Here is a 20,076-nt window from a genome sequence, read left to right as displayed (position 1 = left end):
GTGATCCGCGAGGCGAGGCAACTCGTTGAGCGGCCGGACCCGAAAAAACCGACGGATACTGCGAGGTTCCGTTGGGGTTCGGTACCGCGAAAGCGGCGATCGCATCAGGGGCTGTGACGGTACATGCGTCCACGTCGTTGACTCCCTCGCAGGAGCCGACGGCTAGACCATAACCAATGTCACGGCCCTTCTAATTTTCCCCAGTAAAACTCCAAGGCCAAACAGTCCTGAATCGACAAGGTTGAATAATTTCACCCGGCCCCGCCGTATCCTCGCGCCGGCTTTCGGTTAGGCCCGCAGGGCGGCGTGGACGCGGCCGGCCAGTTCAGGCCGCTGGAGCCGCATGATTCGATCGACGGCGGAACATGTCGAGGGGTACACCAGCACAATGGTCCCCAAAGACGGCTGCCACCAGGGCAGGCAGGACGCGATCAGCAACTGGGCTTCCGCCAGGAACGCATATACTCGCGTCTCGATTGCGAGATGGATCAGTTGCTGTGCGGCCTCACTCACCTGGGTGTCGCTGCTGGCGCGCGCAGCCTGACCTAGCCGGACCAAGATGGCGGAGTTCCTGGCGATCATGCGGACGTATTCGTATGCGGCGAGGAACCGCGACCTGCGAACACGGAGAAACGAGTAGGGCGGCAAGTGCGCTCGCAAGTATTCGTCATCTTCGGGTCGCAGGAGATTACGAAAGGCGTCAACATCGATGGGAATGGTGCGGCCGAAGAGCTGTTCCGGATCGGTGACTGCACTGGCAAACCCTCGCACCGCGCTGCGGATGGCGAGAGTCAACGCTAAGGCGATTGCCGACAATACGAATAACCACATCATCGTGTCAGGATCTCCATCAGCGCCTGGTTCCAGGCGGCCAAATTGTTTTCAGGCAGAACATTCGCCGATGCAGCCTTCTGTTCTTTGCTTAGAAAAAATACGACCCAAACGATCACGGCACAGGTATAGGCGCCCGGTTTGATCAGCTGAAACGCGGCGGATGCCGGAGGTCCGAACTGCAAACGGGCTGCAACCGATGCCATTTCCACGGTGGTGTACAAGCCCAACCCAACGAGAACGCCGAAGGCATAATGACCCCATCGTAATGCCAGCGCTGACGATAGAACAATTACGAAAAGGATCAGTCCTGCTTTGACCACGGCGGCGGCCAGGCTGAGGGCAAGCAGCCCTGCCATGATGCGGGAGGAGTCGCGTCCGTGAACCCTCGCGGCCACCATGACAGAGGCTAGTATTGACACCGCAGCCGACCACCGAAATAGCGCATTCTGGAGCGCCCCGAATCCAGAGTAGTCACGGAAGAGATACGAGTACAGCTGGTACAAAATGGCCACCACAAGAACGGCTTCCACGAAATCGCCGATCCAGTAGACAAGAAAATAGGCCTTTCTTGAATGCCCGGCCAACAGCAATATTCCTGTTTTTGCTACCATGAAAGTAAGGTAATAAAAGAAAATGGGACAGGCGTGCCAAAGTTTCAGGTAGGCGACACGAACAAGCAAGATGAGTTGCATGGTTGGAGCGCTCAGCCAAAGGATTAAAGTTATGAGCCGATAGTATGACATGAGTTGCCCGAGGATAGTACGTTTCGCGGCAACTCACAATCCGTGTTTTACATTTTACCTACTTGAACCCACTGCCATCATCGATGGAGTGCTGCGGGCGGCAGCGGTCCCGGGCAATTAGGGTCGGAAAATGGGTCGCATAATGGTGGCGGGTCACTCCCCGCAAGCGCGATGGTGGAAGTGGTAGCAACTAGAAGCAAGCTGGCGATCAGGATACGAACTAGTGTTTTCACGGCCAAACTCCTTTCAGAGGGAACTTGGCCGCGATAATGTTCTGCGGTTGTGCTACGTTGGTAAGAGTCGGAGAGTAGTACGACTTTCCGAAATTGGAACAAACATGCTATTGCTGTCAGCTTTCGAAGATTTTGTGAACCGGACCTTGGCAGCTACTCCGGGCAAGCTGAGAAAGCTTCTCTACCTCGGCAGCCTTCATCGTGACGGCCAATACCATCACTGGGGTTTGGCGCGCGCTCACGGTCATGCGGCGGCAACCGCGGCTATGGCCGATTCCCATACGAGTATTTGGCTGGATGTGCTGCGTACACCGATCGCGAACCTGCATTCAGAAATGCAGTCGCTCAAGGAAGGCCCAGGTCAGGGAAGTCCGCATTGGCTCAAGGATGCTGCGGCTCTAGTACCAGAGAACCGCGCGGGTGGAACGGAGCGGCATTTCAATTCAATTCTTTTGGCGCTTTCGCTGCTTTCGAAGGCGGGGCGGCGACGAAATCGACAAGCCTCATAGCAACGCCCACAACTTGGCCGAGAATCTCGGCGTCCTCTTGATCTCTCAGGATACGCGGTTGGACTGGAGAGAGAGGATGCGACTGCAAGACAAGTTGATTCTGTTGCAGCGCACACCAGCAGCAGGCGTATCCGTCCCTGGTTTCGACGAAATAGACGGGTCGCTCATATTCCGAACGCCACATCCCCTCGCAAACCCGATTCCTGGATTCGTCAATCTGGACGAAAGAACCCGGCAGCAGCAGAGGATACATGGTGAAGTCTTCGGTTCCGATGTATCCGTAGTTGTAAGCAGTTCTAGCCAGGTGCTGGAGATAGACAAAAGGTAGAGCGCCCCATTTTTCGACCATGCGTCCGATATTGGTGGTTCGCCTGCAATCAAACGCAGGATCCATGCGAACCGGAACCTGGATTTCAGTGCCAGCAATACTTGCGCGCATCAGGTGTGTTTTCGGCGGTTCCACCACGCTCAGATCTTCGGCAGACTTCGCGACAAAAATCCCGTACCAAGATAACAGCTCATCAAGGCTGATCCGGTAGACAACGGAAAGTACATAAAGACGGTAGACACTGGGGATAACACCCTTGGTCTCAATGTCGGACAAACGACTAAGCGGGATGTTGAAGTCTTCGTTGTCGTACTTGACTGCAAGCTGGGCGCTTGCCGTCTCGACATCTCGTATCGTAAGTCCCAACTTTTCCCTAGTAGCGCGCAACTTCTGGCCAGCATTCATAAGATATAATCCGAACCGTTAGCGGTATTAGACCCTACCCGGTGCGGTTCTGCCAAGAACTTTACATAACATCATCCTTTCCAAAACTATCGACCAGTATTATGCTTTCTATCCACCTTAATACCGGGAAGGAGCCAAATTGGACATCAGCAAGATCCTGGACGAGTTGAAAAAGGAAAGAACCCGCATCGAACAAGCCATCTCTGCCTTGGGCAACCTGGGCACAAAACAGGGCAATGGAAGAAGGACTCGGGCCACTACTACACGCCGGCGGAAACGGCGCTTGACACCGGAAGGCAGAAAGAGGCTCTCCGAAATGATGAAGAAGAGATGGGCGGAACGGAAGAGGCGCGCGAAAGCCGCGTAGAGACGTTTGTTACGAATTCAGAACATCTTTACGTTCGCGGGTTGCCGCCTCCCATCCATGGTCGATAATCCCCGCTGCTTTGCCGGGGAGGGCCATGGGAAAAGAACTGCTCTCACTTCTTCGCCAACGCCGTAAACTGCTGGACCGCGCGATTCGGGCTCTAGAAGAATTTCAAAAGCTCAGCGCTCCGCATCGAGTTAGGCTCGATCGCGCGGATCTACCAACTGGTGACAAGGTCATAGCTTTTTCTGCTCGCCGGAATTCGCCGACTAAAACGCGGAAATAGTTTCGTAGTCGAGAGTCAACACCGTTGCTTCTCGTACTGCCTTCCCTTGGCGCCTCCCGGCAGGTCTACGTAGCCGGCAGCGCGGCTTCGTTCTTCGTCACATTCTCTAGGACATCCTTGGATTTGCTGTAGCTATTTGCGGCGCTCTGCTCAAAGGCCAGCCGCCCCATTCCGCCGGCGTCATGCCCGGGAACCTCGGCCCCTTCGGCCGCGGGTGGGTTAATGTGAATTTTCTGCTGGCGAGGCTGTGCCTCTGGCGTAGAATAGCGCTCCTCTCGGGTGATGAGGACGGCGAATGACCGAAGGGCGGGGGGTTCGGTTCGTTCAAAATTCGCTGTCTCTGATGGCAAGAGCAAGCCGAAGTCTCCAAATACAAGGAGCAACCATGATTCGTAGAGTGCTGGTCTTGTTTGCAGCGGCGATGATTTGTCTGACGGTCGTTGGGGCAGTGGCGCAGGAAATCACTGGTGACATCCGCGGAATCGTGAAGGATCCTACTGGCGCACTGATCAGCGGCGCCACCGTCAGTGTTACTAATATTGATCGCAACGCTACGATTCGCACTCTGAAAACCGGTGCCGATGGTTCTTACGTCGCCGCCTTCCTGCCAGTCGGACATTATTCTGTCGTCGTCGACGCCCCGGGGTTCAAGCCTTACACGGCGAGCAATATCGTTCTGAATGTGAACGATCATCGCGTGGTGGATGTGCAGTTACGGGTCGCCGGAACAGAGGCCGCTGTGACCGTGCAGGAGTCCACAACTGCGGTTGACCTGCAGACACCCACGGCGGCCGGCTTGATCACCGGCGTACAGGTTCGCGAACTGGCCATCAACACGCGAAACTTCGCGCAACTAGTGGCTTTGCAGCCGGGTGTCAGCACTGCCCTTGCTGCCGACCAGCTCTTCATGGGCCCGGTGAACCCGGTAACTGGCACGTCCAATCAGATGAACTTCGCGGTTAACGGCGCCCGTGCCACCCAGAACAACTGGACCATTGACGGCGTTGACAATTTTGACCGCGGCGCCAACCTCACCCTCATCAGCTATCCCAGTATTGACGCAATCGCAGAGTTCAAAGTATTACGCTCCAACTACCTGCCGGAAAATGGCCGCAGTTCAGGCGGTGAGATCAACGTCGTCACCCGATCCGGGACGAACTCGCTGCACGGCAGCGCTTACGAATTCGTTCGCAACGACGTGTTCAATGGCAACAACTATTTCAACAAACATTTCACCAATCCGGCCTCGGTGATCAAACGTCCACCTTTGCGCTGGAACGATTTCGGCTTTACACTCGGCGGGCCGATCAAGAAAGATAAGACATTTTTCTTCTACTCGCAGGAATGGCGCAGGATCATCACGTATAACACCCGGGTTAGCAACCAGCTGCCAACCGCCGCGGAACTGGCGGGCAATTTCCCGTCGCCGGTGTGTGTCGCCTTTAGCGCTGGAACCTGTACTACCCAGTCCACGACGGTAACCGCCATCAACCCCGTGGCCGCCGCCTACATCAAGGACATCTATTCCAAGTTTCCTGCGATCAACAACACCACGACTGGAACGCTGACATCAGTAGTTCCCAACATTTTTAATTATCGCGAGGAGGTGGTCCGGATCGATCACCAGTTCAACTCACGCTTCAGCATTTTCGGCCGTTATCTGGATGACTCCATTCCCACCCAGGAGGGCACTGGCCTGTTCCAAAATACGTTCTACGTTCCGGGAATGGCTTCGACGAGCACCAACTCTCCCGGGCGCAACGGAACCGCGCATGCAACCTGGGCCATCCGGCCGACGTTGCTCAACGACGCCGGTTACGCCATCACCTGGGGAGGCATTATCAGCAATCTGACCGGCACGGTCAGCCGCACGGCGTCGCCCGACATCAATCCTACGCTGCGATACACGACCAATGTCCAGCTCGTGCCGCAGCTCGACATGTGCACCCTGACCAACGTGGCGTGCGGCCAGGCCGTCGGCGGTTTCGGCCCTTATCGCGACTACAACATCAACCACAGCGTCTTCGACAATCTCACCTGGGTGAAGGGCCGTCACACGATGAAGTTCGGCGGCAGCTACAACCATTACAAGAAAGACGAAAACGTAAACGCCGGACAGGGCCCCAACGGCACCTTTTACTTCAGCGACGCGGCTGCTGGAGCGGCGGCCAACAATACCTATGCGCAGCTGTGGGCAAATTTCCTGATTGGCAACGTGACCCGCTTCACCCAGACGAACGTGGATTTCCGCGCACTCGTCATCCAGAATCAGTACGAATTCTATGCCCAGGACGAGTGGCGGGCTTTGCCGAATCTGACCTTAAGCTACGGCCTGCGCTATTCGCTGTTTATGGCTCCGACTTACGGGAATGGCGAGCTGTCCACGTTCGATCCCGCCACCTTTAACCCCGCCAACGCACCCGCCTTGACCACAGCCGGTTTGTTCCCCGCCGGCGTGGATCCGCAGACCTATGCCAACGGCATGATTATCGGCGGCGTGAATTCGCCATTCGGTGACGCTGTACAGCGTACGCCGAAGAAGGCTTTCGCGCCGCGGATCGGGTTCGCCTGGGATCCTTTCAACACGGGAAAAACCAGCGTGCGCGGCGGTTACGGGATATTCTTCGATTCGCCGGCCGTGGGTAGTTCGGAGACATTTGTCTCCAACAACACGCCCATCGTGCAGAAGGTCACAATTAACAATCCCAGCTTTACCAACGTCAATACTGGGCAGCCCGCGGTCGGCAATGTCGCGCTGACCGTAGGCGGACCCAACCCCAACAAATGGACGCTCCCCTATACGGAGATGTTCAACCTTGACGTGCAGCACCAGTTCACCAATTCGACCATGCTCGACGTCGGCTATTACGGCAGCCTCGGGCGCCACTTGATCGGCGTGATTGACGTCAACATGCCGCAGCCCGGTACTTTCGTCAATGCGGGCATTGCAGTGCCCTTCGTGGGCAACAATACCAACCTGCAGAAGCTCAATCTCGTCCGTCCCTACAAGGGTTACGAGGCGATCAACTTGTTTACCCCTGTCTTCACCTCGAACTACAACTCATTGCAGGTGCAGTTCCAGCAGCGGCTCACGGGAAACTCCTTGATTGTTGCCAACTATACGTGGTCGCGCAATTTGGGCACCGCCTCCAACGACTTTCGCGCGCCGCAGAACACCTACAACATCCTCGGCGACTACGGCCCGATGGATATCGATCGAACCCACATCTTTACTGCCAGCTATGTCTACGACCTGCCGTTCTTCAGAACTCAGCAGGGCGTTGTTGGACATGCCCTCGGCGGCTGGGAACTCTCCGGGATTGTTTACGTGAATTCCGGGGCCCATCTCACGGCCACAGCGAGTGGATCGTCCAACGATCGTGCCGGACTTGGAATCGCCAGTGATACATTCTCGGGCGCTCGCCCCGACCAGATCGGCGATCCCAACAGCGGGGCGCCCCACACTGCCGACCAGTGGTGGAACAAGTCGGTGTTTGTTGCTGTTCCCACCACGCAGATTCGTCCCGGGGACGAAATGCGAGGTACGATCATCGGCCCCGGCCTCTTCCGTTGGGATGCGAACCTTTACAAGAACACGAAACTTAGCGAGCGCTTTACCTTGCAGTTCCGTGCTGAAGCGTTCAACGTTTTCAATCACACCAACTTTAACGGCTTCGGCAGCACGAACTACACCAGCTCGTCGTTCGCGCGGGTTACCAGCGCCCGTGATCCGCGGCAGTTGCAGCTCGCGCTCAAGCTGCTGTTCTAAGCCGCAGCGGCATTGCCGGCTTGGGAATTCGCACGCCGAGAGGGCCTGCGCTTCTGCAGGCCCACTTTTTTGCACTGAAGGTATAACTTAGGGTGACGCTGGGTGCTAAGCGGCCCAGCACCTTCCAGGACGACATCGATGCCGGCTTCGAAGATGTTGCGGGAGATCGGGCAGCAACCGGAAGTGCTGGAACGCACGATTGCATCCGAACTGGCGACAGCGGAGAAGATCCGAAGGCGCTTTGCCAAACGAAAGCCGCGGCTGATCGTGCTGGTCGCGCGCGGCACCTCCGATAATGCGGCACAGTTCGGACGTTACCTCCTCGAGATCACGACCGGGATCCCGGTCTCGCTTGCCGCCCCCTCGGTGTATACGCTGTACAAATCCGCGATGGATCTTAAGGACATCCTGCTGGTCGCGATTTCGCAATCCGGCGAATCCACCGACATCAACGTGGTGGTGAAACAGGCCGCAGCGCAGGGCGCGTTTACCCTGGGAATCACAAACCAGCAAACCAGCGAACTGGCGCGACTGGTGGACACGGTTTTCCTGGTGCGCGCCGGGACAGAAGAAAGTGTTGCGGCAACCAAGACCTACACCGGCCAACTGCTCACGTTTTACCTGCTGGCGTACGCGCTGGGAGGATCGATCCGAGTCGACGACCTGCGCCGCCTTCCGCAGTGCGCGTCCGCGGCGCTCCAGTTGCAGCCGGAAATCGCCGCGCAGGCGGTGCGCTATCGCTTCATGGAGCGGGCGGTAGTGGTCGCGCGCGGGCTGAATTATGCCAACGCCTTCGAGTTCGCACTCAAGCTGATGGAGACATGCTACGTGGTTGCGGAACGATTTTCTTCCGCCGATTTTCTGCACGGTCCCATCGCGATGCTGGAAGCTTCGTTCCCAGTGTTCATGTTTGCGCCTCCCGGCGTCACCTGGAAGGGATTGGCCGGACTCGCGAGCCAGCTGCAGGAAATCGGCGCGGAAACATTGATCATCACCGACCAAAGCCATCGCGCTGCGGTAAAACGGGCTGCGTCCGGCAGGCTCAACCACAGCTTCGTCATCCCACTGGAAATCGAATCTCGCGACCGCCCCGCCGATCTCTACACTCCGATTCCGTATATCATCCCGGCCCAATTGCTGGCCGTATCGCTGGCGGAGGTCAAAGGACTGGATCCGGATTGCCCGCGCGCCCTGAGCAAGATCACGCGGACGCTGTAGCCTAGCTAACCGCCATGCCCGCGACGAATGTTTTGAGTGGTCGTCCATCGCCGGTCAGGACCACGATATCGGCGTCGGCGCCTTCGACGATGTGGCCTTTGCGTCCGGCGAAACCAGCCACGGAAGCGGCATTCAGCGTTGCCAGGCGGATTGCCTGCTGCAGATTCCAGCCGGCAAATTGCACTACATTGCGTACCGCGCGATCCAGCGTGAGCACGCTTCCAGCGAGGCGGCCTTCGTACTCACAGCGCTCGCCGGTCACCGTGACTTCAAATCCGCCGAGTTGATAGCGGCCGTCGCCCATGCCCGTGGCGCTAATTGCATCGGTAATCAGCACCGCGCGTTCCGCCCCCTTGGCACGCAGGAATATCCGGATTACTTCGGGATGGACGTGAATGCCGTCGGCGATAATGTCGGCCGTCAACCTTTCATCCGCGAGCACCGCGCCCAGAATGCCGGGCTCGCGGTGATCGAGAGGGCGCATTGCATTGAAAGTGTGGGTGGCGTGGCGAGCGCCGGCGGCAACCGCAGTTTCCACAGCCGCCAGTGGGCTATCGCTGTGTCCCATGCTGACGCACACGCCGCGCCGCGCCGCCTCCGCGATCAGGTACTCCGCGTGGGGGAGTTCCGGCGCAACCGTCATGATCGATATTTTTCCACGTGCAGCCTGCCAGAGATGGTCGAAAATTTCGAGCGAGGGCGCCTGCAAATGATAGGACGGATGAACACCTCGTTTTGCATGGCTGATGAATGGACCCTCCAGGTGAATGCCGAGCGGTTGTGCGCGCAGGCTGCCGTCGCGGGATCGAGCTGAAACCGTCTCGATCGCCGAGGCGAGCCTTTCTAAGGCAACGCAAGTCGTATCGAGCGGCGCGGTGACGGTGGTGGGGAAATAGCCGGTCACGCCGTGGCGAACCAGAGCCCTCTCGAAATCCTCCAGAGCGCCGGCGTTGGCGGTCATGACATCGTGCCCGGCGCCGCCATGAATGTGAATGTCGATCAGACCCGGCGCCAACACACCGTCAGGAAAGTCACGCACTTCGGTCCCGGCGGGTATCTCCGACAGTTGGCGAGAGCTCACCCTTGCAATTTGCCCATCTTCAATAACGATCAGCGGCTGCTCAATCCGTTCCAGGGGTGTCAGAAGCGCCGATGCGGTCAGGACGGTTCTCATGGCTCACTTGTCCGAGAGAATCAGATCATAAACGCGATGTCGACGCGGCGTTTCGGAAATTCTGCCGGCATCCGCCAACTTTTAACCTCGACCGGTGTTATGGCCAGTGGTGAGGCACATCTCCCCCATGGCATTAGAACTCGCTCGCAGGCAGCGCCGGTGGCAGATAGCGTGCGCGTCTCTGGCAGTAATCTGCCTCTGCGTTCCGCTGGGACCAGTCAGCGCGCAACAGCTTCCGACATTCTCCTCGAACGTCAAAGTGGTCAACGTTCCGGCCACGGTGCGCACGAAGAAGGGAGAGATTGTTCGCGGTCTTAGCAAGGACGATTTCTCGCTGGTTGAGGATGGGCGCCCGCAAGTCATCAAGTATTTCGCCAAGGAAAGCGACCTGCCCCTGTCGATCGGATTGCTGGTGGACACCAGCCTGAGCCAGCGCCGCTTGATCGACCAGGAACGCAGCGCGAGTTTTGTCTTCCTGGAGCAAATGTTGCGCGAAGACCGCGACAAGGCATTCGTCATTCATTTCGAAGGCGAGAGCGAGCTTCTGCAGGATCTCACCTCGTCGCGCCAGAAGCTGCAGTCGGCGCTCGATAAACTGGAAACCCCGACCATGCGACGTGCAGGCGGCGGTTGGCCCGGCGGCGGTGGCGGTTGGCCGGGAAGCGGAGGTCACGGCGGAGGATCGCATGGCGCCGGCGGCACCGCCCTTTACGACGCGGTGTTTCTGGCGTCGGATGAGGTCATCAGCAAACAGCAAGGCCGGAAGGCTCTCATTATTCTTTCCGATGGCGTGGACAACGCCAGCCGGGTGTCGATCGAGCGAGCCATCGAATCAGCTCTGCGCGCCGACACCATGGTGTATTCGATTCTCTTCGCTGATCCCGACGCCTATGGCGGCGGCTTCGGTGGGAGAATGGGCGGGGGCGGGTGGGGACGGCGCGGCGGTGGTTACCCCAGGTTCCCGCAACCTCAGCAGTCAACGGCAAATGGTAAGAAGGTGCTGGAAAGGATCTCCAAGGAAACCGGCGCGCGCATGTTCGAAGTCTCGAAAAAGCTGCCGATCGGGGAGATCTACGCCCAGATCCAGGAAGAACTTCGCAACCAATACAGCTTAGGCTATACCCCTGACCAGATCGCAAGCGGGTATCACAAAATCCAGGTCGCAACTCGCGAGAGAGACCTGGTGGTGCAGGCGCGAGACGGCTATTACGCCCGGCCGTAGTCCTCGCTTAAACTGTAGGGGATGAACACCACGATACGGCATCGGCATTTGCCCGCGGGAATCTCACTTACAGTCATCATTATTCTGTTGCTGGCGACAGTGGTTGCCGCGGCGCAAAACGGAGGCAAGCGAGCCGGCAGCGAATTGCCGCTGGGCAGCCAAGACTTGATACAGCCGGAGGACCTGGTAAAAACGCTGCGGTCCGACGCGGCGAAACCGGCAGTCCTGTATGTCGGACCACGTTTCTTGTACGCTCAAGCGCACATTCCGGGGGCTGAATTTATTGGTTCGGCGGCCGATTCAGAGTCCCTCAACCGTTTGCGCAAGCGCGTGGCCTCTCTGCCGAAAAACTCCCACCTCGTCCTGTACTGCGGCTGTTGCCCCTGGGAGCACTGTCCCAATATCCGGCCGGCGTACCAGGAACTTCAAAAGTTGGGATTTACCCAGGCGAAAGCCCTCTACCTCTCGACCAGCTTCGGCTCGGACTGGGTCGAAAAAGGTTACCCGGTGGAGAAAGGCGAACCGCGATAGTGGACCGACTCAAGAGAGTCGCGGTATTCATCGCGCTAGCCGGACTGGCCGCAGGCCTGTACTTGGGGACGCGAGGTCACCAGGTTCTTCCGGCAAAAGTTGTCGCACACGCGACCACAACCGCGGCGCCACGCCTGCAAGCGATCGACCTGGAGGGCCGCTCGATCGATACCGCAAGTTACGCCGGCAAGGTGGTGATGGTGAACTTCTGGGCGGCGTGGTGCACCTCGTGCGCCGACGAAATCCCGCAATTTGTTTCTCTGCAAGACAAATTTGGCAGCCAGGGCTTCCAAGCGATCGGAATCTCCATGGAAGATAAGGAGAGCGCCCTTCGCCGGTTCTACCTCCAATACAAGATGAACTACCCGGTAATTGTCGGCAATCAGCAGCTAGCGCAGGAGTATGGAGGCATTCTCGGTCTGCCCACCACAATTGTGATCGGCCGCGAAGGCCGCATCCACTCAAAGCATTCTGGCGTGGCGGATGTCCCCAAGCTCCAGCAGGAGATCCAGGAACTGTTGCAAGTGGGCAAGTAGCTCCGGTTTCCTAGGTCTTCCTTAGTTCTTGACGAGTAGGAACTTTTCCACTGTGGGTGGGTTTATTGCCTACAGGACCGTTTTCCGGGGCTCAAGTGTGCAACGTCCGTACCGCGCGCTGGCGTTGGTTCTGGACAGCCGGGGGTAATTATGACGACTAAGCGTTTATCGATCGTTCTGATGGTGCTGTTGGCCTTGGCGGTTGCCGTGGGATGCAGCCGTGCGCGCAACGACGCGCAAATCATCGGCGAGGTCGTAACCAAGATCAACGCCGATCCCAAGATTTCTGAAAAACACGTTTCTGTGATATCCGCCAACGGCGTGGTGACGCTGAGCGGCTCCGCGGCAACGGATGAGGAGCGTGCCCAGGTCGCCAGCGACGCCGCGCAAGTGGAAGGCGTAAAGACGGTGGTCAACAACCTGCTGATCGCGGGTCCACCTTCCATGCAGGCCAGCGCGCTGCCGCCGGCGGTGGATGAACAGCCGGCCGCGAAACCGGCTCCTCCGGCGCGCGCGACGGCACATTCGCCGAAGAAGCCCTCGGCGTATCGCGAAAGTCGCAATTACTCCGCGAAGAGCGCGGGCAATACCGCCAACGACATGCCGATCATCTCCTCGGGTCCCCCAGTCAACACCAACACGACTGCCATGGCGCCGATGCCGGTGTCCCCGGTGTCCAACGTCCCGGCGACTCCGCCGCCTCCGCCTGCGCCGACCCCGGTCACGGTGGAGAGCGGAACCACTCTGAACATCCGCATGATCGACGCCATTGACAGTGCGCGCAATCATCCCGGTGACAGCTTCCGGGCGACTCTCGATTCGCCCATCACGATCGGCGACAAGGTTGTCATTCCTGAGGGCACCGACGTAGTCGGCCGCATTGTCGAACTGAAAGATGCTGGGCGTTTCGCGGGCCAGCCGCAGCTAGCGCTTGAATTGTCCAGCCTGTCGATGAACGGCCGCAAATACACGATCCACACCAACCAGTACACGCGAGTCGGGAAATCTCGCGGCACCAACACTGCAAAGAAGGTCGGTACGGGCGCCGCGATTGGTGCGGTGATCGGCGGTATTGCTGGCGGCGGTAAGGGCGCTGCCATAGGGGCCGCGACCGGCGCGGGTGTCGGCGGCGGAGTCCAGGCAACGAGCAAGCCGGAGCAGGTGCGAATTGAATCGGAAGCCTTGTTGAGTTTCCGCCTCGACAGTCCGATTACCGTGATGCCGGTCAGCAATCTGCAGCGTCCGCGCAACGATTATTCCGGGGGCAGCTACAGTGCTCCGCCGCCGAGCAATAACGCCAATAACGATAATAATGACGTTGTCGATTACACGGACGATCCCGGCAGCACCCGCAGCAGCGACCCCAATCGGCCGGTGCTGAAGCGTCGCCCCAATACCAGCGACCAGAGCAATAATCTGCCGGAGTAGTGAGTAGACAGGATCGGATCAGCGGCGGGACGCGGCAACAAATTGACTGCGTTCCGCCGCTTCCCATTTGAGATTTCCGCGCATGTATTGCCACATCCCCTGCAAGCGCCAGACCATGTGCATCTGCCGATAGGGGAGATGTTCGAAGAAACAATACGCCAGCAAACGCGCGACTTCGCTCCATTTGCCGTAGCGCCGATACGTGACTTCCTCCTGCACTACCGCACCGATCGAGATCAGCGTGGCGAAGGCATATCCGAAGATCAGGATTTGCACGAAGAATTCTCTGCTGAGAACGCCAAGCACCAGCGCCAGGAGAATGGTCGCATAGCCGATCGCTTCCACTACCGGCGCGAACAGTTCGAAGATCCAGAGGTAGGGGAGGATGACGCAGCCGAAACGGCCATAACGTGGCCGGAACACCATGTCCCGATTGCGCCAGAGCACGTCGAGCAGTCCCTTCTGCCAGCGCGCTCGTTGCCGGGCGAGAGCCCCTATCGAATGCGGGACCTGCGTCCAGCACGTCGGCTCCGGCACGAATACGACCCGGTAGTGTTCCTGGTGCTCGAGCAATGACCGATGCATGCGTATGACCAGGTCGATGTCTTCGCCGATCGCTTCCGGACGGTAGCCGCCGATCTGCAGCATGGCCTCTCGCCGGAACACGCCGAACGCGCCCGAGACGATGGGCAGCATGTTGACGCGTCCCCACGCTTGCCGCCCGATCAGGAATGCCCGCAGGTACTCGACGACCTGGATAGATTCCACCGGCCAGCTCGGCAGGCGGACTTGGCTGACGCGCCCGTCCGTGACCTCGGATCCGTTCAGCACGCGTACAATGCCTCCCGCCGCGGCGACACGTACCGGGTCGGAAAACACCTCGGCCATCATGCGCAGCAGCGCGTCCTTCTCCAGGATCGAGTCGGCGTCGATCACGCACACGTAGGGCGCGGTAGCCGCGTTCAATCCGGCATTGGTCGCGTCGGCTTTGGTCCCGCCCGGATCTTTATCGAGAACGGTCAGTCGCGGGTCCACGTCACTGGCAAACACCGCGCGTACGGGTGCGGAACGCACTTGCGGCAGGTACAGAACATTTTCCTGACGCAGCCGGAATGCCTTGACCAGCGCGGACAGGGTTTCGTCGGTGGAACCGTCGTTGATCACGATCAGCTCCAGCGATGGGTAATCCAGCGTCAGCAGCGCGCGAACATTCTCGACGATGTTCGTCTCCTCGTTGTGCGCCGGGATCAGGATGCTGATCGGCGGCGTGAAGGGAGAAAGCTCCAGCGTCTCCAGCCGCAGGCTGCTCAGTCGTCGCCGGTGACGCAGACTGGCGAAAATCGCGGTGATGAGCAGCGCGAGATAAAAAATGTTGGAAAGCAGAAAGTAGACAAACAGGGCAGAGTTCGAGATTTGCAGCAGCCTGATCATGCCACGCCTGCTTTTGCGATCTCCGCTTTCGTTGTCGGCTGCTGGAATGACAGCCGCGACCGCGCCGCTTTCAGCGCCGCCAGCAGGCTGTCCCGATCGGGAGCTTCACTTTGCTTCACTTCATCATAGGCATCCGCGTAGCGTCCTGACCGCTCCAGTTCCGCAACCACCGCCTGCAGCCCGTAGTTGTCGCCAGAATTCACCACCAGCCCCAAAACCTGCGCCATCGTTTGCCGTGAGTTCATCAGCGCCCATGCGGCGCGCTGGCGCACGTGGCGATTCTGGTCGCCAAGCGCCCGAACCAGCACGGTCATGGCATGGTGGACCTGGATACCACCCAGGGCCACGACCGCGCGCAGCCGCACAAACCATTCCGGGTCGGAAGCAAGCTGCGCCAGCGGCGGCACTGCAATTCGAGGGTCACAATGCTGCAGACCGCGCGCCGCTGCCGCCCTGACCTCCGGGGAGGGATCACCTGCCAACACCAGCAACTCTTCGGCCATCGACGGTTGGGCAATTTCCGCCAGCACCCGCGCCAGCAGTTCTCGCTGCGGCCCCCGGCCGTTGACGACGTACCGGAGCAACATTTCAGGTTCTTGCCGGCAGCAGTTCAGCAAGGCGTTCTTGACCACCGAAGCGGGCACCAGCAGGCGCTGGTCGGAGAAAAGTTCCAACATCGGAACCGCCGCTGCGGGTAACGCAAGTTTTCCAATTCCGCGGACGGCCGCGATGCGTGTCTCCATGTCCGCCGACTCCAATGCGTCGGCCAGCGCCGGCACTGCCTCGGGCGCGCGAGTTCGACCCAGCGCCACCAGCGCGCGCCACCGCTTCCACCCCTGGGCCGTACGCGCTTCATCGATGCGGCGATCAATCAGACCGCTGCGGCGCAAGCAGTCGACCAGCCGCGGCAGATCCGCCGCCGGGCTGACCTCGATGCTGTCCAGCAGCATGGTTTCCAGCACCTCGCACGCCAGCGGGTCGAAGCGCCACGTCTCTGGCCTTACCTGCCCGTTGATCAAAGCATTCCATTGTTGCCGGGCTTGAAACATCTGGCGTTCCCGCCGTGCGAAATAGCGCCCACGCAGCCACCGCCGGACCGTAATGAAGATCATCAGCGCCGAGATTCCCGCAAGCGAGACAATGATCGCCTTCAGTACGATCGCCGCCGGCGCCAAGCGCGCCATCCATTCAGAAACGGATTCCATAGTTGAATCCCACGCTGGTTTGCGTGCGCTGCTGTGATCTTCCTTGATAGGCGACGTACATACCGATGTCCTGCCTAGAATTGATCTGGTATTTCAACCCGCCGGCGAAGGTGCGCGCCGAGAACCGCCCAACTTCGTCCACCTTGGCGAAGTTTTCCGTGCCGACGGCGAATGACACATTCCCGCGCAGCCGGTCTGCGCAAATGGGAAACGACAGGCGCGTGCTTCCCGACGGTTGCCATTGCACTCCTACCACCGGAAACGAGCTTCGCGCGGCTGTTATGCTCAGCGACCACATCCAATCGCGTGGCAGATAGAAGAGGCTGGACGTGGTAATCGTCGTGACCTTGGCATCGCGGTACCAGAACCATTGCGGGCTGACGCTGAACTCCAGGCCTCGCACCAAGCCCTTTCCGCCGATCCGGAAGCCGCGACCGTACTCCAGGGCGAATTCACTGTGCGGAATCACGCCCTCGTCATGGTTCGCTCCGCCGCCAATTCCCAGCCAGTTGTCGCCGAAGCGGCGGCTGATGCGCCCGGTCACCCGCTGTGCAGTCGCCCCGAAGCGTTCATAGGTGGTGGAAGAGAGCGTCGTGGTCCAGAGTGGGTTCCAGCGTGAGATCAGTACGAAACTTTGCGCCGAAGCAGCGTCGGTGTAATTGAAGGTGTCGGTATCCACGCCGAAGCGCAGTTGATGACGCCGCTCGCCGGCAAGCGAATGCAATCCGGCGCGCGCCTCGGAGTCGTTTTCATCGAGGCGCAGCGCTGCCCGATATTCGAGCCGGGCATCCTTCTGCCGACCCAATCGCGCCAGCAGCCGCGCACGGCGGTTCAGCACGAAGGATTGTGGCGGAGGAATGGTTCGCGCTCGATCCAGGACGGCGAGTGCTTCCTCGAGCTTCCCCTGCCAGGTGAGCACGTCCGCCAGCCCCGCCATCACTTCCGCATCCGCCGTCGCCGCTTCCAACACCCGGCGATATCCGGTTTCGGCTTCCGGCCAGTGTCCTTGCCACGCCAGCAGTCGTGCCCGCCACGCCGCCGCTTCCAGATCGTTGGGGCTTGTGCTCAGTTGCTGCTCGACGATGGCGCTGGCGCGCTCGAGATTTTGATGCGCGACCTCCGAGCGCACTGCACTTTGCCACTCCGCAACCTGGCCCAGTGCCATCGCGCTTGCGACGAACAAGCAGAGCGGCAGAGTACGTGTCCACCACAAGTGACCTGCGCCGGCGGCCCTCACATCTTCATTGTCGTGGGTCGCGGTGGTCCTGCTGTTGCTTCGTTACCTACGTTCTCAGGTTTGCGGTTCAGTTCTGGAATCTCTTCCAGGTTGGCACTTTGCGCCTGCGCAACTAACAAAAAAAAGGAGAGGGGAAATGCGGCAGGAGAACTACAGCTGAACGCCGCGAATGGCCGCATCCAGCACTTCGATGGTGTGTACCACGCGGGTTGCGCTTCCCGCGCGCCGCAACGCCGCTTCGATCTGCAGGATGCATCCCGGGTTCCCGGTGGCGACCACGTCGGGTGACATCGACAACACATTCCGGGCCTTGCGGTCGCCGAGCGCTTCTGCCGATTCCGGTTGCGCCAGGTTATAAACGCCCGCCGACCCGCAACAGATCGGCGCTTCCGGCAACTCCACCAGTTGCAGTCCGGGAACTTGTTGCAGCAGCTTGCGCGGCGCCGCCGATACTCCCTGGGCGTGCTGCAGGTGGCAGGCGTCGTGGTAGGCGACCTTCATGGGGACGGGTTTGCGCTCGGCACGCGGTTCCAGGTCCGCCAGCAATTCGGCGACATCACGACAGCGGCGGGAGAAGTTCACCGCCTTGTCCTTATACCGCGGATCATCACGCAGCAGGTATCCGTAATCTTTCATATTGGATCCGCAGCCTGCCGCATTGATCACGACGGCGTCCACATTCGCTCTGTCGAAGGTGTCAATGACCTGTCGTGCCAGGGCCAAAGCGTCCGGCTCGATCCCGGCATGGATGAGCAGCGCGCCGCAACAGGGCTGCGGCTGCGGCATTACGACCTCGCATCCTTCCGCTGCCAGCACTCGCGCTGTCGCGGCATTCACGTGCGAGAAGAACTTGTCCTGCACGCATCCCAGCAGAACTCCAACCCGCATGCGCTTGGCGCCCTGCGCCGGCATAACCTGGGGAAGTTTTTCGGCGCGCCGAATTTCCGGCATCAACGACTCCATGGAGCGCAGATGCCTGGGCATCAGTTTGTTGAGGCCGAGCGTGCGCACAACGCTCCGCAGACCCGACTTCTGGTAGGCGGAAGCGAGTCCTCGCGCCATCGCCAACCGGCCCGGCGACGTGAACATCGTCATGCCGAGTCTCCGGCGCGCCCGCTCCGCCCAGGGTCGCGGATAATTGCGCTCAATCTGCGCCCGGGTGGCCTCGATCAATTTTCCATAGTCAATCCCCGATGGGCATGCCGGCATGCAGGCCACGCAACTCAGGCACGCGTCCATGTGCTCGACGAACGTTTCGTCCATCGTTGCCTTGCCCTCCTGCACCATGCGCATCTGGTAGATGCGCCCGCGTGGCGAGTCCATCTCCTCGCCCCACTCCAGGTACGTCGGGCAGGTCTGCAGGCAAAAACCGCAATGCACGCACTTATTAATAATGTCGGCGGATGGCGGATTGTGTGCGTCGAAGGCGCCTTTGTTATTGGTTTCCATCAGATGCCCCCGACAAAGCGACCCGGGTTCAGCGTGGCCTTGGGATCGAATTGCTGTTTGACGCGCCGCAGGAGTGGGAGGGTATCGCCCGGCGAGCCCCACACATCCAGTCGATCTTTCATCTCCGGCGGGCATTGCTGTACGACCAGCGATCCAGCCGGTTCCAGCGCCGAGCGCAGCATCATCAGGACATCGGCGCCGGCTGCTATGCGCAGGTGACCAATGCCGTTCGCCTGCGCAACCAGGCTCCATTGGCTATTACGCGCATGCTGCGCCAGCAGGCCGCTGAACGCCGCCAACTCCGCCGGAAGCGTGGAAAATTTCGCGACCACAGCGCCGGGCTGGAACAAATCCTGCCGCGCCCGCCAGCACTCAGCCCGCGCTTGCGCCGCGACGTTGGGAGACGCCATTCTGGAAAGCTCTCTCACTTGTCCCTCGACGCCGGCCAGGGTGCCTTCAAAGCGGACATCCACTTCTACCCCCTGCTCGCGCGCCGCGCGCATCTGCAATCCGGTAAACGCCAGTCTGGAATCCATGATGGCGAGAAGGAGCTGGTTCGCCGAATCCAGGTCTTTCATCGGCACGGTTAGCGAGCGCGTCTCGGCGAACACCGGATGCAGCCGGAACACCGCATCGGTAATGACGGCCAGAGTTCCCAAAGATCCGGTTGCGAGCTTAGGCAAGTCATACCCGGCAACATTCTTGACGACCTTGCCCCCGCTCTTGGCGAGCGTTCCATCCGGAAGCGCCAGAGTGATGCCGATAATAAGGTCTCGCAGGGCGCCAAAGCGGATGCGCAGGGATCCGCCGTCATTGGTCGCCAGTGTTCCGCCGATGGTCGCCCGCTCCGGCCATAGCGGATCGAATGCGAGACGTTGCCCCTGCGACGCCAGGACCTTCTGCAATGTGCCGACCGTGCAGCCGGCTTGTACGCTCACCGTCAAGTCAGAGGCGGCATGTTCGATCACCTGGGTCATCCGTGCCAGCGACAGCACCAGGTCACATCGCTTGGGCCGGTTACCCCAGCCGGTTTTTGTGCCACTCCCGCGCGGCGAAACTGCGAGGCCCGCCTCATCCGCGCACTTCAATACCTTCGCGACTTCGCCAGCGCTCGCCGGCTCCACAACATACTGGGGCTGGACGCCGTCGATCGCGTCAGCCGCAGTTGCGG

The 20,076-nt window shown here is 59.7% G+C and carries 15 protein-coding genes; 6 read left to right on the top strand and 9 right to left on the bottom strand.

Translation table 11 applies throughout. The features are described from left to right. Positions 1 to 288 precede the first annotated feature (288 nt). From VFI82_09860 to VFI82_09850, 3 genes are all read right to left on the bottom strand, one after another. Positions 289 to 834: a hypothetical protein gene (locus VFI82_09860; GenBank protein ID HET7184981.1), complete on the bottom strand. Its 546-nt coding sequence runs from the start codon at positions 832 to 834 to the stop codon at positions 289 to 291. Then, positions 831 to 1,526, bottom strand: coding sequence for a hypothetical protein (locus VFI82_09855; protein ID HET7184980.1), 696 nt, complete (start codon positions 1,524 to 1,526; stop codon positions 831 to 833). The genes VFI82_09860 and VFI82_09855 overlap by 4 nt, the downstream gene beginning before the upstream one ends. 722 nt (positions 1,527 to 2,248) lie before the next feature. After that, a complete protein-coding gene (locus VFI82_09850) occupies positions 2,249 to 3,052 on the bottom strand; it encodes a helix-turn-helix transcriptional regulator (GenBank protein ID HET7184979.1) in 804 nt (267 codons plus the stop codon). Between the two features lie 1,038 nt (positions 3,053 to 4,090). Here VFI82_09850 and VFI82_09845 point away from each other — a divergent pair. Continuing rightward, a complete protein-coding gene (locus VFI82_09845; GenBank protein ID HET7184978.1) occupies positions 4,091 to 7,474 on the top strand; it encodes a TonB-dependent receptor in 3,384 nt (1,127 codons plus the stop codon). 138 nt (positions 7,475 to 7,612) lie between these two features. Continuing rightward, positions 7,613 to 8,692 carry an SIS domain-containing protein gene (locus VFI82_09840; GenBank protein ID HET7184977.1) on the top strand — a complete coding sequence of 360 codons (1,080 nt, stop codon included), beginning with the start codon at positions 7,613 to 7,615 and terminating at the stop codon, positions 8,690 to 8,692. Position 8,693: 1 nt separating this feature from the next. On the opposite strand, the gene nagA is transcribed toward VFI82_09840, so the two are convergent. Beyond that, positions 8,694 to 9,866, bottom strand: a complete 1,173-nt coding sequence (nagA, locus tag VFI82_09835; protein ID HET7184976.1) for an N-acetylglucosamine-6-phosphate deacetylase — start codon at positions 9,864 to 9,866, stop codon at positions 8,694 to 8,696. 127 nt (positions 9,867 to 9,993) lie between these two features. Between nagA and VFI82_09830 the strand changes: the two genes are divergently transcribed. The 4 genes from VFI82_09830 to VFI82_09815 all read left to right on the top strand — a co-directional run bounded on the left by VFI82_09830 (position 9,994) and on the right by VFI82_09815 (position 13,583). Beyond that, positions 9,994 to 11,088 carry a VWA domain-containing protein gene (locus tag VFI82_09830; protein HET7184975.1) on the top strand — a complete coding sequence of 365 codons (1,095 nt, stop codon included), beginning with the start codon at positions 9,994 to 9,996 and terminating at the stop codon, positions 11,086 to 11,088. Positions 11,089 to 11,109: 21 nt separating this feature from the next. After that, entirely contained in the window at positions 11,110 to 11,619 is a 510-nt protein-coding gene (locus VFI82_09825; protein ID HET7184974.1) for a rhodanese-like domain-containing protein, read from the top strand. Beyond that, on the top strand, positions 11,619 to 12,155 hold the full coding sequence (locus VFI82_09820; GenBank protein HET7184973.1) for a TlpA disulfide reductase family protein: 537 nt from the start codon (positions 11,619 to 11,621) through the stop codon (positions 12,153 to 12,155). The genes VFI82_09825 and VFI82_09820 overlap by 1 nt, the downstream gene beginning before the upstream one ends. Positions 12,156 to 12,305: 150 nt before the next feature. After that, positions 12,306 to 13,583, top strand: coding sequence for a BON domain-containing protein (locus tag VFI82_09815; GenBank protein HET7184972.1), 1,278 nt, complete (start codon positions 12,306 to 12,308; stop codon positions 13,581 to 13,583). 18 nt (positions 13,584 to 13,601) lie between these two features. On the opposite strand, the gene VFI82_09810 is transcribed toward VFI82_09815, so the two are convergent. The 5 genes from VFI82_09810 to VFI82_09790 form a co-directional block, all read right to left on the bottom strand. Then, positions 13,602 to 15,014: a glycosyltransferase gene (locus VFI82_09810; GenBank protein ID HET7184971.1), complete on the bottom strand. Its 1,413-nt coding sequence runs from the start codon at positions 15,012 to 15,014 to the stop codon at positions 13,602 to 13,604. Then, a complete protein-coding gene (locus tag VFI82_09805) occupies positions 15,011 to 16,219 on the bottom strand; it encodes a HEAT repeat domain-containing protein (GenBank protein ID HET7184970.1) in 1,209 nt (402 codons plus the stop codon). The genes VFI82_09810 and VFI82_09805 overlap by 4 nt, the downstream gene beginning before the upstream one ends. Further along, positions 16,203 to 17,384: a tetratricopeptide repeat protein gene (locus VFI82_09800; protein ID HET7184969.1), complete on the bottom strand. Its 1,182-nt coding sequence runs from the start codon at positions 17,382 to 17,384 to the stop codon at positions 16,203 to 16,205. Before VFI82_09800 ends, VFI82_09805 begins: the two co-directional genes overlap by 17 nt. A 222-nt stretch (positions 17,385 to 17,606) precedes the next feature. After that, positions 17,607 to 18,905, bottom strand: a complete 1,299-nt coding sequence (locus VFI82_09795) for a heterodisulfide reductase-related iron-sulfur binding cluster (GenBank protein ID HET7184968.1) — start codon at positions 18,903 to 18,905, stop codon at positions 17,607 to 17,609. Beyond that, positions 18,905 to 20,076: FAD-binding oxidoreductase (locus VFI82_09790; GenBank protein HET7184967.1), on the bottom strand; the 1,172-nt coding region annotated here is incomplete at its 5' end. The genes VFI82_09790 and VFI82_09795, both read right to left, overlap by 1 nt.

Source organism: Terriglobales bacterium (genome assembly GCA_035691485.1).
GTDB lineage: Bacteria > Acidobacteriota > Terriglobia > Terriglobales > Acidobacteriaceae > JAIQGF01.
This window is presented reverse-complemented; position numbering and strand designations above follow the sequence as displayed.